At 71.1% G+C, this 12,114-nt stretch carries 21 protein-coding genes; 5 read left to right on the forward strand and 16 right to left on the reverse strand.

All coding sequences use genetic code 11. The annotated features are described in order from the left end of the window. Window positions 1–1,394: FAD/NAD(P)-binding protein (locus HOQ08_RS03120; RefSeq protein WP_291191478.1), on the forward strand; the 1,394-nt coding region annotated here is incomplete at its 5' end. Window positions 1,395–1,401: 7 nt separating this feature from the next. Here the strand turns inward: HOQ08_RS03120 and HOQ08_RS03125 are convergent. Then, the gene (locus HOQ08_RS03125; protein WP_291191482.1) at window positions 1,402–1,770 is read right to left on the reverse strand and encodes a hypothetical protein; all 369 of its coding nucleotides are present in this window, start codon (window positions 1,768–1,770) and stop codon (window positions 1,402–1,404) included. Between the two features lie 94 nt (window positions 1,771–1,864). Between HOQ08_RS03125 and pncA the strand changes: the two genes are divergently transcribed. Next, entirely contained in the window at window positions 1,865–2,491 is a 627-nt protein-coding gene (gene pncA / locus HOQ08_RS03130; RefSeq protein ID WP_291191537.1) for a bifunctional nicotinamidase/pyrazinamidase, read from the forward strand. A 13-nt stretch (window positions 2,492–2,504) separates the two neighbouring features. Here pncA and HOQ08_RS03135 read toward each other — a convergent pair whose 3' ends face one another. Continuing rightward, complete coding sequence (locus HOQ08_RS03135; protein WP_291191484.1) at window positions 2,505–2,693, reverse strand: CPXCG motif-containing cysteine-rich protein; 189 nt, start codon at window positions 2,691–2,693, stop codon at window positions 2,505–2,507. 87 nt (window positions 2,694–2,780) lie between these two features. On the opposite strand from HOQ08_RS03135, the gene HOQ08_RS03140 reads away from it, so the two are divergent. Next, a complete protein-coding gene (locus HOQ08_RS03140; RefSeq protein WP_291191487.1) occupies window positions 2,781–3,044 on the forward strand; it encodes a hypothetical protein in 264 nt (87 codons plus the stop codon). Here the strand turns inward: HOQ08_RS03140 and HOQ08_RS03145 are convergent. The 8 genes from HOQ08_RS03145 to HOQ08_RS03180 form a co-directional block, all read right to left on the reverse strand. Further along, window positions 3,017–3,496: a PIN domain-containing protein gene (locus tag HOQ08_RS03145; protein ID WP_291191491.1), complete on the reverse strand. Its 480-nt coding sequence runs from the start codon at window positions 3,494–3,496 to the stop codon at window positions 3,017–3,019. The two genes, HOQ08_RS03140 and HOQ08_RS03145, sit on opposite strands and share 28 nt — an antisense overlap. Before the next feature lie 17 nt (window positions 3,497–3,513). Further along, on the reverse strand, window positions 3,514–4,242 hold the full coding sequence (locus tag HOQ08_RS03150) for an HAD family hydrolase (RefSeq protein WP_291191494.1): 729 nt from the start codon (window positions 4,240–4,242) through the stop codon (window positions 3,514–3,516). A gap of 69 nt (window positions 4,243–4,311) precedes the next feature. Continuing rightward, window positions 4,312–4,464, reverse strand: coding sequence for a DUF3309 family protein (locus HOQ08_RS03155; RefSeq protein WP_343203810.1), 153 nt, complete (start codon window positions 4,462–4,464; stop codon window positions 4,312–4,314). 236 nt (window positions 4,465–4,700) lie between these two features. Then, window positions 4,701–5,087 carry a YciI family protein gene (locus tag HOQ08_RS03160; RefSeq protein ID WP_291191500.1) on the reverse strand — a complete coding sequence of 129 codons (387 nt, stop codon included), beginning with the start codon at window positions 5,085–5,087 and terminating at the stop codon, window positions 4,701–4,703. Window positions 5,088–5,147: 60 nt separating this feature from the next. Next, on the reverse strand, window positions 5,148–5,678 hold the full coding sequence (locus HOQ08_RS03165) for a hypothetical protein (protein WP_291191503.1): 531 nt from the start codon (window positions 5,676–5,678) through the stop codon (window positions 5,148–5,150). A gap of 158 nt (window positions 5,679–5,836) precedes the next feature. Next, window positions 5,837–6,028 (reverse strand): KGG domain-containing protein, encoded by a 192-nt coding sequence (locus tag HOQ08_RS03170; RefSeq protein ID WP_291191506.1) that lies wholly within the window; start codon window positions 6,026–6,028, stop codon window positions 5,837–5,839. A 165-nt stretch (window positions 6,029–6,193) separates the two neighbouring features. Then, window positions 6,194–6,814: an OmpA family protein gene (locus HOQ08_RS03175; RefSeq protein ID WP_291191509.1), complete on the reverse strand. Its 621-nt coding sequence runs from the start codon at window positions 6,812–6,814 to the stop codon at window positions 6,194–6,196. A gap of 215 nt (window positions 6,815–7,029) precedes the next feature. After that, window positions 7,030–7,581, reverse strand: coding sequence for a hypothetical protein (locus HOQ08_RS03180; protein ID WP_291191512.1), 552 nt, complete (start codon window positions 7,579–7,581; stop codon window positions 7,030–7,032). Between the two features lie 194 nt (window positions 7,582–7,775). On the opposite strand from HOQ08_RS03180, the gene HOQ08_RS03185 reads away from it, so the two are divergent. Beyond that, complete coding sequence (locus tag HOQ08_RS03185) at window positions 7,776–7,985, forward strand: hypothetical protein (RefSeq protein WP_291191515.1); 210 nt, start codon at window positions 7,776–7,778, stop codon at window positions 7,983–7,985. Between the two features lie 39 nt (window positions 7,986–8,024). Here HOQ08_RS03185 and HOQ08_RS03190 read toward each other — a convergent pair whose 3' ends face one another. The 4 genes from HOQ08_RS03190 to HOQ08_RS03205 all read right to left on the reverse strand — a co-directional run bounded on the left by HOQ08_RS03190 (window position 8,025) and on the right by HOQ08_RS03205 (window position 9,270). After that, a complete protein-coding gene (locus tag HOQ08_RS03190; RefSeq protein WP_291191518.1) occupies window positions 8,025–8,246 on the reverse strand; it encodes a hypothetical protein in 222 nt (73 codons plus the stop codon). Window positions 8,247–8,451: 205 nt separating this feature from the next. Continuing rightward, the gene (locus HOQ08_RS03195; RefSeq protein ID WP_291191521.1) at window positions 8,452–8,652 is read right to left on the reverse strand and encodes a hypothetical protein; all 201 of its coding nucleotides are present in this window, start codon (window positions 8,650–8,652) and stop codon (window positions 8,452–8,454) included. A 32-nt stretch (window positions 8,653–8,684) separates the two neighbouring features. Continuing rightward, window positions 8,685–8,894, reverse strand: a complete 210-nt coding sequence (locus HOQ08_RS03200; protein ID WP_291191523.1) for a hypothetical protein — start codon at window positions 8,892–8,894, stop codon at window positions 8,685–8,687. A gap of 106 nt (window positions 8,895–9,000) precedes the next feature. After that, a complete protein-coding gene (locus tag HOQ08_RS03205) occupies window positions 9,001–9,270 on the reverse strand; it encodes a hypothetical protein (protein WP_291191526.1) in 270 nt (89 codons plus the stop codon). A 253-nt stretch (window positions 9,271–9,523) separates the two neighbouring features. Here HOQ08_RS03205 and bla point away from each other — a divergent pair, with 253 nt between their 5' ends. Continuing rightward, window positions 9,524–10,399, forward strand: coding sequence for a class A beta-lactamase (gene bla, locus HOQ08_RS03210; RefSeq protein WP_291191528.1), 876 nt, complete (start codon window positions 9,524–9,526; stop codon window positions 10,397–10,399). Window positions 10,400–10,447: 48 nt separating this feature from the next. Here the strand turns inward: bla and HOQ08_RS03215 are convergent, their stop codons facing one another. Together HOQ08_RS03215 and HOQ08_RS03220 are read right to left on the reverse strand one after the other, a co-directional pair. Next, window positions 10,448–10,954, reverse strand: coding sequence for a PH domain-containing protein (locus tag HOQ08_RS03215; protein WP_291191531.1), 507 nt, complete (start codon window positions 10,952–10,954; stop codon window positions 10,448–10,450). A gap of 95 nt (window positions 10,955–11,049) precedes the next feature. Further along, a partial coding sequence (locus HOQ08_RS03220) for a phospholipase D-like domain-containing protein (protein WP_291191534.1) occupies window positions 11,050–12,114 on the reverse strand: 1,065 nt, incomplete at its 5' end.

The following is a 12,114-nucleotide window of genomic DNA, read 5'->3' on the forward strand; positions in this document are numbered from 1 at the left end:
GGGTCGCCATCATCGGCGGCGGCGCGGCCGCCGTCGCCCTGCTCAGCGAACTGGTCGGGCGGGCCAGCGCGCCGCTGCACCTGGACTGGTACACCGGCGGCGCCGCGCGGCCGGGGCGCGGCGCCGCCTACGGCACCGAATCGCCCCGCCACCTGCTCAACGTTCGTGCCGCCTCGATGGGCATGTTCTCGGGCAGCCCGCGCGGATTCCTGGATTTCGCCCAGCGCACCGACCCCACGGTCGCCGGCACCGACTTCCTGCCGCGCCGGCTGTATGGGGAATACCTGGAAGAGGAAGCGGCGCGCACGCTCGCCCATGCGCATCACCGCGGCGTCGACGTGCGGGTGTTGCCATTTGCAGCCGATGCGCTGGTGCCCGAATCGGGCGGCGTCACCATCGTCCAGGGCGAGCGTGCTACGCGCGTGGATGCTGCCGTGCTGGCGATCGGTGCGTTGCCCGCGCGTCCGCTCGCCGGCGTCGACGCTACGCTGATCGCGGACGGGCGCTACCTGGTCGATCCGTGGCCGTTGCTGGCCCGCGTCACGCCCGACCCCGCGCCGCGCGAGGTCGCGCTGGTCGGGCTCGGGCTGACCGCGGTGGACGTGCTGCTGGAGCTGACCGCGCAATGGCCGAACGCGCGCTTCGTCGCTCTTTCCCGCCACGGCCGCTTGCCCGCGGCGCACCTGCCGGTGTCCACCGTGCCGGAGGACGACGGCGGCGCCCTGGTCGACGCCATGCATGATGCGCCCGAGATCGGCCGCTGGCTGCGGCTGCTGCGCGAGGCGGCCTCCACCAGCGGCGACTGGCGGGTGGTGATCGACAGCCTGCGCCCCAGCACGCCGGGCCTGTGGGACATCCTGCCGGCCGCCGAGCGCGCGCGCTTCCTGCGCCACGCGCGCTGGGCGTGGGAGCGCGCGCGCCACCGCATGCCGCCGCAGGTCGGGCGGCAAGTGCAGGCGCTCGAAAGGGAGGGACGGCTGCAGCGCGTGTGCGGGCGCCTCGCCAGTGCGCGGGCGGAGCACGGACGCGTGCGACTGGAGCTTCGGCACGCCGGCACCTCCACGCCGCTGAGCGCCGATCTCGCCATCCAGACCGTGGGCCTGGACACCGACGTGCGCAGCACCGCGCATCTGCTGATGCGCCAGCTGGTCACCAACGGCCACGTCACGCCCGATCCATTCGGGCTCGGCTGCCAGGCCACGCTGGACGGCCACCTCTGCCACGACGGCAAACCCTGGCCGCGGCTGTTCGGCATCGGCAGCCTGCTGCGCGGGGCCCGCTGGGAATCCACGGCGATGCCCGAGATCCGCCTGCAGGCGCGCCAGCTTGCCGCGCGCCTGCTCGAACCGGCCGGCGCGCAGGCGCCGGGAAGGCCGGTTGCGCAGCCGGGGTGAGCGGCCGCTAGCGGCGTCGCGCAGCCGATTCGCTGGCGAACCAGGCCAGGCCCACGCCGACCGCCACCCCGGCCAATTCGCACAGCACGCGCGTACCCAGGCCGTCGGGGTCGTGCACCTCGGCCAGCTTCACCCGCAGCAGCTGCATCGACTGCAGGCGTGCGTAGTTGAAATAGAACAGGTCCGACAGGTCGCCGCTGGCGGCCAGCGCCACGCCCAGCACGTAGGCCCACGCCATCTGCGCGCCATGGCTCCAGGCGCCGCGCGTACGCCAGCGGAACAGCAGGAACAGCAGCGCGCCCGCGAGCGCCGCGATCAACCCGGCCTGCAGCCCGCCGACCCAGCCGTAGCCCATCCAGGATTGGTCGTAGTGCATGGAAGCATCCGTTGGCGTGGATGCGCATTATGCCCGCGCACCGGGCGCCGCTGCGTGCGGCAACGCCTGCGTCCGCAGCTACTACACTGCGCCGATGGACCCCCAGCCCCACGACACCGCGCTGATCCTCGTCGACGTGCAGCCCGACTTCATGCCGGGCGGCCCGCTCGCCTGCCACGAGGGCGATGCGATCGTGACGGGCATCGATGCGCTGCTGCGCGCGCGGCGCTACCGCCACGTCGTCGCCACGCAGGACTGGCATCCGCGCGACCATGTCTCCTTCGCTGCCAACCATGCCGGCCGCTCGCCGTTCGAAGAGATCACCCTGCACGGGCAGCCGCAGACGCTGTGGCCGGTGCACTGCGTGGCCGGCACGCCGGGCGCGGCGCTGCATCCGGCGGTCGACTGGACGGTGCTGGACCTGATCGTGCGCAAGGGCACTGACCCGGCGGTCGATTCCTACAGCGCCTTCCGCGAGAACCACGGCCCCGGCGGCACGCGCCCGCCTACCGGCCTGGCCGGCTGGCTGCGCGAGCGCGGCGTGGCGCAGGTGCACGTATGCGGCCTGGCGCGCGACGTCTGCGTGCTGTGGACCGTGCAGGATGCGCTGGCGCTCGGGCTGCGTGCGCGCATGCTGTGGGAACTCACGCGGCCGGTGACTCCGCAGAGCGACCCGGCCACGCGCGCGGCGCTGGCGGCGCAGGGGATCGAGCTGGGGTGAGGCGCCGACCCCCTCATCCCTCATTCTCGCCAGCCACCTGTGCCCACGGATCGCCCTCGCCGTCCACGCCCACCCGCACGTTGATCGGACGGCAGCACACCGGGCAATCCTCAACGTAGCTCTGGTCGCCGGCGGAGGCGTCGAGCAGCAGCTCGATCGGCTCGCCGCAGTATGGGCACTGCACGGAATAGGGCGTCAGCATCCTGGGTCACCTCGCTTCGGTGGGAGCGCCGCGCGATGCGGCGCCAGCGCCTGGCTATACTTCGCTTCCCGCATTGGAGCGCCGACCATGGCAGAGCGCCACTTCGACCGCTATCTCGTCCGCTCCGGCGCCAGCCTCGAGGGCTCGCGCTACACCGCGTGGCTTGCGGTGGCGCCGAGCGACGGCCGCGGCTTCCCGGTGTACTACGCGATCTGCGAGAACCGCAGCTTCCGCGAGCAGGCCCGCGCCGAGCAGGCGGCCGCCGATGCGCTGGCGGCGGTGCTGGCGCTGGAGGACGACGGCGCACCGGTGTTCCCCGAAGACTACACCGGCTTCGCCGACAATCCGTAGCCGCGGACGTCCGGATGGCCAAACGGCGCTGGCCACGCCTGCGGTGCGACGATGGCGAACCCGCACCGGCGCAGGCTGCGCCGGGCCAGCACCAGCAGCGCGCGATCGCGGCTGAGCAGCCAGTGCGCGCCCGCGCCCGCGGCCAGGGCAAGGAATTTCTGGTCGTCCGGATCCGCGCAGCGCGGCACGCCCTCCGCTTCAAGCATCGCCGGCAGCCGCCGCACCGAGGCGTCGAACGCGGCGACCGCGCGGCGTCGCGCGGCCTCATCCAACGCCAACTGCGGATACTCCAGCACTGCACGCCATTCCTCCTCGCAGGCGGCGCAGGTCACCGCCTCCACCGCGCCTTCGCGCAATGCCGCGCGGATGCCTGCGCAGCGCGGGTCGTCGAACACGAACAGGTCCAGGCACACGTTGGTGTCCAGCACCACGCGCGGTGCGCTTGCGGCCACGGCCGATGCGCCGGCGGTCAGGCCGCCACGGGCGCGGCGGTCAGCGCATGCAGCCGCGCGACCGCGTCGGGTATACCGGCCGGCCCTTCGATCGTGACAAGACGCTGCTCCTGCCCGCTCAGTCCGGTTTCCAGCTCGTGCGCCCAGGTCACGTGATAGGGCATGTGCACGCCCCAGCCACCGATCGCCAGCACCGGTTCGATGTCCGAGCGCAGCGAGTTGCCTACCATCGCGAACTGCCCGGATGCCAGGCCGAATTCGGCTAGCACGCGCCGGTAGGTGGCCTCGTTTTTCTCCGAGACGATCTCGATGCGCCGGAACAGGTCGGCCAGGCCCGACTGCGCGACCTTCCTCTCCTGGTGGAACAGGTCGCCCTTGGTGATCAGCACCACCGCGTGCGTGACAGCCACCGCCTCGACCGCCTCGCGGATGCCGGGCAACAGCTCCACCGGATGGTCGAGCACGGTCTTGCCCAGCTCGACGATGCGGTGGATGTCGCGCGCCTCGATCCGTGCCTCGGTTATCGCGATGGCGGTTTCCACCATCGACAGCGTCATGCCCTTGGCACCGTAGCCGAACAGTTTCAGGTTGCGCCGCTCGGTGCCCAGCATGCTCTCCTGCACGCGGCAATCGGTGACGTCGACGTAGCGGGCCAGGATGGCGGTGAACTCTGCGCCAGCCGCCTGGTAGTAGCCCTCGCTGTGCCACAGGGTGTCGTCACCGTCGAAACCGATCAGTTGCAGCATGGCCGTGCGCGCCGTGGGATGGGAAACGGCCATTGTTTCACGGCGCCGTGCCGGTGAGGCCATCTCGCGTCAACGGAACACGCCCAGCAGCCACAGCACGATGACGATCACGATGATCAGGCCCAGGCCGCCGCTAGGGCCATAGCCCCACGAGCGCGAATAACCCCAGGTCGGCATGCCCAGCAGCGCGAGAATCACCAGGATGACCAGGATGGTAATCAGCATGGGTTACTCCTTGCGGCCAGTGAGGGCAGCCATCGTGCGCGCGGCCCCCGTCTAGGGGGTGTGAGCCGGCCGAACGCGGGCGCGCGCAGCTGCCAGCCAGCGCCCGTCCGAATCCCTGAGACGGCCGGCGCCTATCGTGCGCTGGCCGTCGCGGTCCTCCGCCGCGGGCACCGATCCATCTGGCAGTGGTCGGATTGAGCTTGGCCGCGCCCGCGCAAGGCGCGGCCTTTTTTTTAGGCGTGGGCCCGGGCGTTGACGCGCCTGCGCACCGCGTCCATGTCGCGCACCGGCCGCACTTCGATCGCGCCGATGCGGGCCCATGGAAAGGACTGCGCGATGCGCATGGCGTCGTCCAGGTCCTCGGCCTCGATCAGGTTGAAGCCGGCCAGGTACTCCTTGGTCTCGGCGAACGGACCGTCAAACACCGAGCTGCGCTGCTCGCGCACGCGCACCGAGCGGGCGGCGGCCGGCGCTTCGAGCTGCTGGGAATCGAGCACGCAACCGGCTTCGCGCAACTCGTCGGCATGCGCCAGGCAGCCGCGCATCATCGTGTCGAATTCGCCTTCCGGCAGCGCCTGGAGGAGGGTATCGTCGACGTAGATCATCATCAGGAACTTCATCGTGGCTCCAAGCGGTTGGGGGGCGGCCGATTATGGCCGGCCCCCGGGGCGGATGCAGCCTTACGGCAGGCGCGCTAGCACCTGCTTGCCCAGCGCCAGCACAGCCGGGCGCAATGACACGGGCGGGCGTTCGCCGACCGACAGGTTGATCTGTCCCTCGTAGGCGCCCACGCGGATCTTCAGCCCCTCGGAGCCTTCGGCCTCTGCCGCGAAGGCTTCATCGCCCAGCCCTGTCACCGGGGTAGGCTCGATGCCGCGCTCGTGGAACATCTTCCGCTCGTTGGCCATGGCCGCCTCGGCGGCCTCCACCGACTTGAGCCGGGTGAAGTCGATCAACAGCTTGGTGTCGGTGTCGCTGTCCCGATAGGAGCACATGCCGCCGATGCTGGCGTACTGCGTTTTCGCGCTGCCGCCATCGTTGGCTTGCAGGATCGCCGCGACGTTGGCGACCGGCATGAGAACGCACGCGTCCACGGGCGGCGCGTCGGCAATCGCGGCGGCGTGCGAGGACCGTCCCGCATCGGCCGTCGGCTCGCGCGACGAGCAGCCCGCCAGGGCGAGCAGCGAGCCGGCCACCGCCAGGCCTGCCATGCGCGGCAGGAATTTCATCTGTTTCATCGGACTCCCCTTCGTCAGCTGTCTGCGCGCGGCGCTGCCGCGTCCGGTCCATCTTAAGCGGATGCCGCCCGCCGCAGACAATGAAAAGGGCGGCCGGAGCCGCCCTGTGCGTGGTGATGGGAGAGCGGGAATCAATCGTTCTTGTGGCTCTGCTGGCCCGCCTTGACGTGCTGCTCGTGGGTGCCGCCGCTGCTCTGCTTGCCCGCCTGCACGTGTTGCTCGTGCGTGGCATGGTCGCCGCCGCCGGCCTTGCCGCCCTTGCTGGCGATCGCGCGCTGCTTGTCTTCGTCCATCGAGCCGAAGCCGCGTTTGTCATTGCTCATGGCGTTCTCCTGTTGAGTGGGAAAAGTCCGCCCAGCTGGCGAACGGTGACCACCCTAGCGACAGGCACATAAAGAAGCCCTTACCCGGGGGTCAACAGGCTCCTCCACAGCCATCCGTTCATCGGACGCGGGCAGACGAACCGCCACCGGTCCAGCCTGCACCGGTCAGCCGGCGGTCGTGCCAGCGCCGGGTGCGGCCGTGCCGGTCGACGACTGTCCGGCGAAATCCACCACCAGCGTCACACGTCTATTGGCCGCGCCCGCCTCGTGCGACTGCCCGCGCTCGACCTGCCGATTGACGGCCTCGCCGTAGCTCACCGGTCGCAGGCGATCGGCCGACAGGCCTTCCTGCACCAGGTAATCGCGCACGGCCTTGGCGCGACGCTCGCCCAGGCGGCGGTTGTAGCTGGCCGAACCGGCCGGGTCGGCGAAGCCCTCCACCGTCACCACCGCGCCCGGGTAGTGCTGGCTGATCACCTTGGCGAAGTCATCCAGCAGCGGCTTGTCCTGATCGCGCAGGGTGGCGTCGTTGAAGGCGAAGTGCGCGGCAGTGTCCAGCCGCACGCGACCGCCCATCTGCGCGATCTGCGCGTCGTACTTGGCGAAGCGCTGCTGCATCTCCTGCGTCAGCGAGTCCAGCTGTTGCTGTTGCTTCTGGTCATTGGCCCGCAGTTCGGCGATGGCCGAATCGAAGTCGGCCTGCTTGACGTAGTGCGTGCAGCCACCCAGGGCGAGTGCCGCGACCATCAGCGGCCCGGCGGTCCGCCGGCATGTGGAATTGAGCATTGCGCCTTCTCCTCGCTAGCGAGCCCCAGGCGGGTGGCTGCCACCGGCCATGGCCCAGAACGTCTGACCGTAGCACCGCGGTCCGCGCACAACCTTGCCCCTGCCTGACTCCTCTCCGGTGGGGCGCGTGCGCGATGTACGCGGTTCACGGATGTGGAGGCGGCGCATACGCCAGCCTCCCGCGTCGATGCGGCGATGCGCGGCATCGCCGGTTTCTAGATCTGCGAATCCTGCTGCGCGTCGCTGCCGCTCTGGCCGCCCTGGACCACGCCTTCGTCCGGCTCCTCGCCAGGCATGCGCGCCGGCGCCAGGCGGGCCGGACCGCCGGGTGAGCCGGCGATGCCGCCGCGGTTGGGCGAGTCGGCGCCGGTGGTGCGCTCGGCCGGATCCTGCGGCCTGCCGTGGAGGCGCCGGTCCTGCTGCGCGCCCAGGTCGGCGGCGGCGCCGGGCTGGCGCGAGGCCGGCGTACCGGTGCTGCCGGTGGCCAGGTGTGCGCCGTCGTCGCCGCTGAAACCCTGATGCGCACGGCCGTCCGACGGCATGCCACGGCCCTCGTCGAGCGACATCCGGGGCGGGTCGACCCGGCCCAGCGGCCCGCCGGGCAGGCCGGCGCCCGCATCGAAGTCCTCGCGCGCGGCCTGTGCCGCCTTGCGCCCGATGCCACCCTGGCTCTGCGTGTTGGAGCCGGCGGTCTTGCGTTGCTCGGCGCCGGGGGCCATCGGCGTGCCGGTCGGCCGTTGCCCGTGCTCGTCGTGTTCTTCGCCCATGGCCGGTGTCCGGTTGCTGATCCGGGCGCCAGTGTCGCGCGGGCGCTGTAAGGGCAGCGTCGATGGCGTCCAGCGGCCTCCTCGCCACGCTCATAGCCTGCGCATTACGAGCAGCTAACACGGGCCATTGCACATTGTCGGCCCGAGGTGGCGAACCGCGCGCCGCCAGGGCCAGTCCAGGCCAGGATGTGCTTATGACCACCCACGCACAGCTCCCCACCCACACCCCGTGGCCCGCGCCCAAATGGCGCCAGCAAGCGATCCGGCTTGGACGCTACCTGGGCCTGGTTGCCGAGGAGGCACCCGTGGCGCCGCCGACCCGCCGCCAGTTGCTGATCGCGGCGCAAGACCGGCGTCGCGCCGAACAGCGTCGCGCCGAGGAACTGGCGCGCGGCCGGCGCTGATCGCGGAAAGCACACGCCGGCACGCGCCGCTGCGCGCGCTCAGGGCTCGCACACCCAGTAGTAGAAGTCCCGCGCAATGGTCCGTTCGAGGGCGTCCTTCGCATACCCGTAACGTGCCTGCTCGCTGCGCGCGACGATCTGTCGGGCGAAGGCGTCGGCCAGCCGCCGGCTCGGCGGACGGCCGAGCAGGAACGCACGAAAGCCGTCGTAGCGGATCCGCTCGGTCTTGGCGTTGGCCTGGATCAGATGCTCGGCGTTCAAGCGCGTGGCTCTGCAAGGGTGCGGTGGCAGGCCGCCGGTGCTCAAGAATCTACGAAGGTTGCGGTGAAGCTCCCGCGCGCGATCGGTCGTCGCCGCGGCAACGGTCGGGCTCGCCCCGACATGCGCGCATGCACTCGGACGCCACTGAGATCCCGCGGCCGTGGACCCGGCCGCAAGCGCACCTCCTCCGTGCGGCCAGCATCTCCTACTGGTCGCTCGAACGCACCCGTGCCAGCCCCGCGGGCGTGAGTTCCAGCGCCGGTGCGCCCTCGCAGACGTGCTCGGGACGGCGCACCAGGCCCTGCCGCATCAGCCGCGCCACGGCCGGCTCGGGCAAAGCCGCGCCGCGCCCCTCGGCCACGCGGGCCAGGTGCAGCAGATCCTCAAGCTCGATGGGGTCGTTCATCGCCCGCGGTCGCCCTGCCCGAAACGCGCCGGTCAGCAGGATCCCACCAGCTCGTGCGCGAACGAGCTGGCCGCGGCCATCGCCTGGTCCTCGTCGTTGAAATGTTCGCCGGGCACCACGCGCATGGTGCCGTCGGGAAGGCGAACGGTGACGCTCAGCAGCCCATCGGGCTGCTCATTGAGGATGGCCACGAACTGCTTGCCGCTGTCCTCGAACGTGTGCTCATGGTGGATGTGCTGCATGGCAGGCTCCTCGTGCGTCGGGTAGACCGATCTTGCGGCCGGCATCCCCCAACGCAAGCAGGCGCGGCCATGTCCGACTCCTGCAGACAGCGGACAGCGGCGGCGGTCAGATCGACAGCGGACCCGGCGGGTAGGGAATGGGAATGAGCGCGGTATCGCCCTGGCGCATCTTGGCCGCCTCGATGCCGGCCTGGCAGCCCGCTTCGGCAGCCTCGAACAGGTCGGTGAACGGCCCGGGCCCATCGACGGTGCCGGTGCGGATCACCGGCAGGCCAGGCTGCGCCTGCAGCAAGGCGAACTGCCCCACGAAGCCTCGACCTTCGGCGGGGACCACCCAGGACCCCACCACCACGATGTCTCCGACGAGGTATGCCATGGGTATGCTCCTCTGCCTCGACGAGCCCATGGTGGGCCCGGGCGACATCACGCGGAGATGAAAATCGCGGGAGGGAAGCGCAGCGGAGTGTGACGGCCTACGCAGCCCACTACATGTGCTGCGCCCGGTCGAGGTGGTGTGCGCCGCCCCCCCATGACGGCCCTGCCCGGGCCGCGCCCGCGGCACGGCCGCGAATCGGCCGATGCAATGGGCACCATCGGCAGCCATCGCCTCGCAGCCAGGGACCACCGCCATGAAACGCCGCGACTTCGTCAAGGGCAGCCTGCTCGGCGCCCTGCTACCCGCCACGCTGGTGCACGCCGCCGGACGCGGCGCGGCGCGGGCCGACCCGGCCGCGCGCATCGCCGCACTGGAGCATCGCCATGGCGGGCGCCTGGGCGTAGCCATCCTGGACACCGGCAGCGGGCACCGGGTGGCTCATCGCGGCGGCGAGCGCTTCCTCATGTGCAGCACCTTCAAGGTGCTGGCGGTGGCCGCCGTGCTGGCGCGCATCGATCGCGGCCAGGAGCGGCCGGAACGGCGCGTGGTATTCGGCCGCGAGGTGCTGCTCAGCCACTCGCCGGTCACCCGCCTGCGCACCGGGGAACCCGGCATGCGCGTGGACGAGCTGTGCGCGGCGGCGATCACCGTCAGCGACAACGCCGCGGCCAACCTGCTGCTGTCCAGCCTCGGCGGTCCAAAGGCGGTGACCGCCTTCGTGCGCGGCCTGGGCGACGCGGAGACCCGGCTGGACCGTACCGAGCCGGAGCTCAACCTCGGTCGGCCCGGCGACCTGCGCGACACCACCACGCCCGCCGCGGCACTCGCTACGCTGCACCGCATCCTGCTGGACGATGTCCTGTCAGGTGATTCGCGCCAACGGCTGCTGGCCTGGATGCGCGGCTGCCTGACCGGCACCGACCGGCTGCGCGCCGGCCTGCCGGCCGGCTGGAGCGCGGGCGACAAGACCGGCAGCGGCAGCCAGGGCGAAAGCAACGACGTCGCGATCCTGTTCCCGCCAGGCCGGCCGCCGCTACTGGTGACCGCGTACTACGTCGCGCCTGCTATCGACGCACACGTACGCAGTGCGGTGCTTGCCGAAGTGGGCCGGATCGCCGCCTCGCTATAGCAAACCCGGGCGCGTTCCAGTTCGCAGGCGCACCGGTGCGGCCTGGCCCTACATCTGCTCCATCGGCAGCACGCGCCGGCGGGTGCGCTCGCGCAGCGAGCAGTCGCGCAGCGTGTCGGCCATTGCCTCCAGGCCCGGGATGCCATAGAGGTACACCGACGACATGCCCGGATCGGACGAGTGCAGGTGCACCTGGCACAGCCCCAGCAGGCGCATCCCCAGCGGCTTGAGCACGTCGAAGTGGTCGACCCGGAACAGCTCCAGGCTGTCGCGGGTCTTGGAGAACAGGCCACGCTCGACCTGCACGCGCTGGGTGGTGACGATGAAGGTGATGCTCAGGCTGCGCACCCAGTAGACCAGCAGCGCCAGGCCGAGCGTGCACACCGCCAGTACGTACTGGCCGAAGCTGTAGATCACCCGCGGATGGCCCGAGTACAGCGTCTGCTCCACCGTGGCCTCGTGCGCGGCGACGTAGCTGTCCAGGTCGGTGCCGCAGTAACGGCATTTGTGCGCGGCGGCCTGGATCAGCTCCGCGCAGGCCGGGCACCGCTTCATCCCTTCTTCCATCGATGTCCCCTCCGCTGCTGGGCCCGGCCGCTGCGGCCAGGTCGGACGAACCGGGATTCTAGCCCGCCGCGCGGCGGCCGGCCCTAAAGCTGCGAGGCGAAGCTGGCGTAGAAGCGGTCGGTAAAACGCTGCGACCACGGCCGGGTGCGCAGGCGCTCCGGCGAAACCGCGTCGGAGACCGCGACGTCACGGTCGAACACGCCGGCCATGTGGCGCGCGAAGCGGCCGTCGTAGACCACGATGTTCGCCTCGTCGTTGAGGTGGAACGAGCGGCTGTCGAAGTTGGCCGAGCCGGCGATGGTGAGATAGTCGTCCACGATCATCAGCTTGCTGTGGAACAGCGACGGGCGGTAGCGGTAGATCTGCGCCCCCGCGTCGAGGAAAGATCCCCAGTAGGTGCGCGAGGCGTCGCCGACCATGTGGCCGTCCACGTGGTCGCCTTCGACGATGATGCGCACCTTCACCCCGCGCGCGAGCGCCGCCAGCAGCGCGCGGCGCGCCGGCTCGTCGGGCACGAAATAGGACGCCTGCAGGTCGATCGACCGCCGTGCGCCGGCAATGGCGAGCAGGAACAGCCGCTGCGCCGTGGAGTCGCCCACGCGGTCGGCGCTGGCGACCACCTGCACCGGCAGGTCGCCCGCCGGCGCGCTCGCCGCCGGCGTCGGCGCCGGCAGCGGCTTGCCGCCGGTGGCCAGCCCGTGCTCCTCGAACACCGCACGCATGCGCGCCACCGCCGGCCCCTGGATGCGGAACATCATGTCGCGCTTCTGCTTGCCGTTGCGGGCGTCGCCCAGCCAGGCATCGTCGATGCCCATGCCGCCGGTGTAGGCGACGCGGTCGTCCACCACCATCAGCTTGCGGTGCGTGCGCTTGTTGAGGCTGGCCAGGTCGCCCAGGCGCAGCGGGCGGAAGAAGCGGAACTCCACCCCCGCCGCGCGCAGCCGCGCCGCGTCCGCCTCGTTGCCGCGCGAACCCATCCAGTCGACCACCATGCGCACCTTCACGCCGGCGCGCGCACGCTCCGACAGCGCCGCCACGAAGGTCTGCGCGATATGGCCGGGGCGCAGGATGTAACTCTCCAGCTCGATGCTTGTCCGTGCCGAACGGATGTCGGCCAGCATGGCCGGGAAATAGGTATCGCCGTTCTG

The organism is Frateuria sp. (assembly GCF_013362045.1).
Classification (GTDB): Bacteria; Pseudomonadota; Gammaproteobacteria; order Xanthomonadales; family Rhodanobacteraceae; genus Frateuria_A.

Excerpts from the sequence above, each read along its gene's own strand:
- HOQ08_RS03125 (WP_291191482.1), bottom strand. The coding sequence starts at position 1,770 with ATGCACTACGACCAATCCTGGATGGGCTACGGCTGGGTCGGCGGGCTG.
- pncA (WP_291191537.1), top strand. The coding sequence starts at position 1,865 with ATGGACCCCCAGCCCCACGACACCGCGCTGATCCTCGTCGACGTGCAG.
- HOQ08_RS03135 (WP_291191484.1), bottom strand. The coding sequence starts at position 2,693 with ATGCTGACGCCCTATTCCGTGCAGTGCCCATACTGCGGCGAGCCGATC.
- HOQ08_RS03140 (WP_291191487.1), top strand. The coding sequence starts at position 2,781 with ATGGCAGAGCGCCACTTCGACCGCTATCTCGTCCGCTCCGGCGCCAGC.
- HOQ08_RS03150 (WP_291191494.1), bottom strand. The coding sequence starts at position 4,242 with ATGCTGCAACTGATCGGTTTCGACGGTGACGACACCCTGTGGCACAGC.
- HOQ08_RS03160 (WP_291191500.1), bottom strand. The coding sequence starts at position 5,087 with ATGAAGTTCCTGATGATGATCTACGTCGACGATACCCTCCTCCAGGCG.
- HOQ08_RS03165 (WP_291191503.1), bottom strand. The coding sequence starts at position 5,678 with ATGGCAGGCCTGGCGGTGGCCGGCTCGCTGCTCGCCCTGGCGGGCTGC.
- HOQ08_RS03170 (WP_291191506.1), bottom strand. The coding sequence starts at position 6,028 with ATGAGCAATGACAAACGCGGCTTCGGCTCGATGGACGAAGACAAGCAG.
- HOQ08_RS03175 (WP_291191509.1), bottom strand. The coding sequence starts at position 6,814 with ATGCTCAATTCCACATGCCGGCGGACCGCCGGGCCGCTGATGGTCGCG.
- HOQ08_RS03180 (WP_291191512.1), bottom strand. The coding sequence starts at position 7,581 with ATGGGCGAAGAACACGACGAGCACGGGCAACGGCCGACCGGCACGCCG.
- HOQ08_RS03185 (WP_291191515.1), top strand. The coding sequence starts at position 7,776 with ATGACCACCCACGCACAGCTCCCCACCCACACCCCGTGGCCCGCGCCC.
- HOQ08_RS03195 (WP_291191521.1), bottom strand. The coding sequence starts at position 8,652 with ATGAACGACCCCATCGAGCTTGAGGATCTGCTGCACCTGGCCCGCGTG.
- HOQ08_RS03200 (WP_291191523.1), bottom strand. The coding sequence starts at position 8,894 with ATGCAGCACATCCACCATGAGCACACGTTCGAGGACAGCGGCAAGCAG.
- HOQ08_RS03205 (WP_291191526.1), bottom strand. The coding sequence starts at position 9,270 with ATGGCATACCTCGTCGGAGACATCGTGGTGGTGGGGTCCTGGGTGGTC.
- bla (WP_291191528.1), top strand. The coding sequence starts at position 9,524 with ATGAAACGCCGCGACTTCGTCAAGGGCAGCCTGCTCGGCGCCCTGCTA.
- HOQ08_RS03215 (WP_291191531.1), bottom strand. The coding sequence starts at position 10,954 with ATGAAGCGGTGCCCGGCCTGCGCGGAGCTGATCCAGGCCGCCGCGCAC.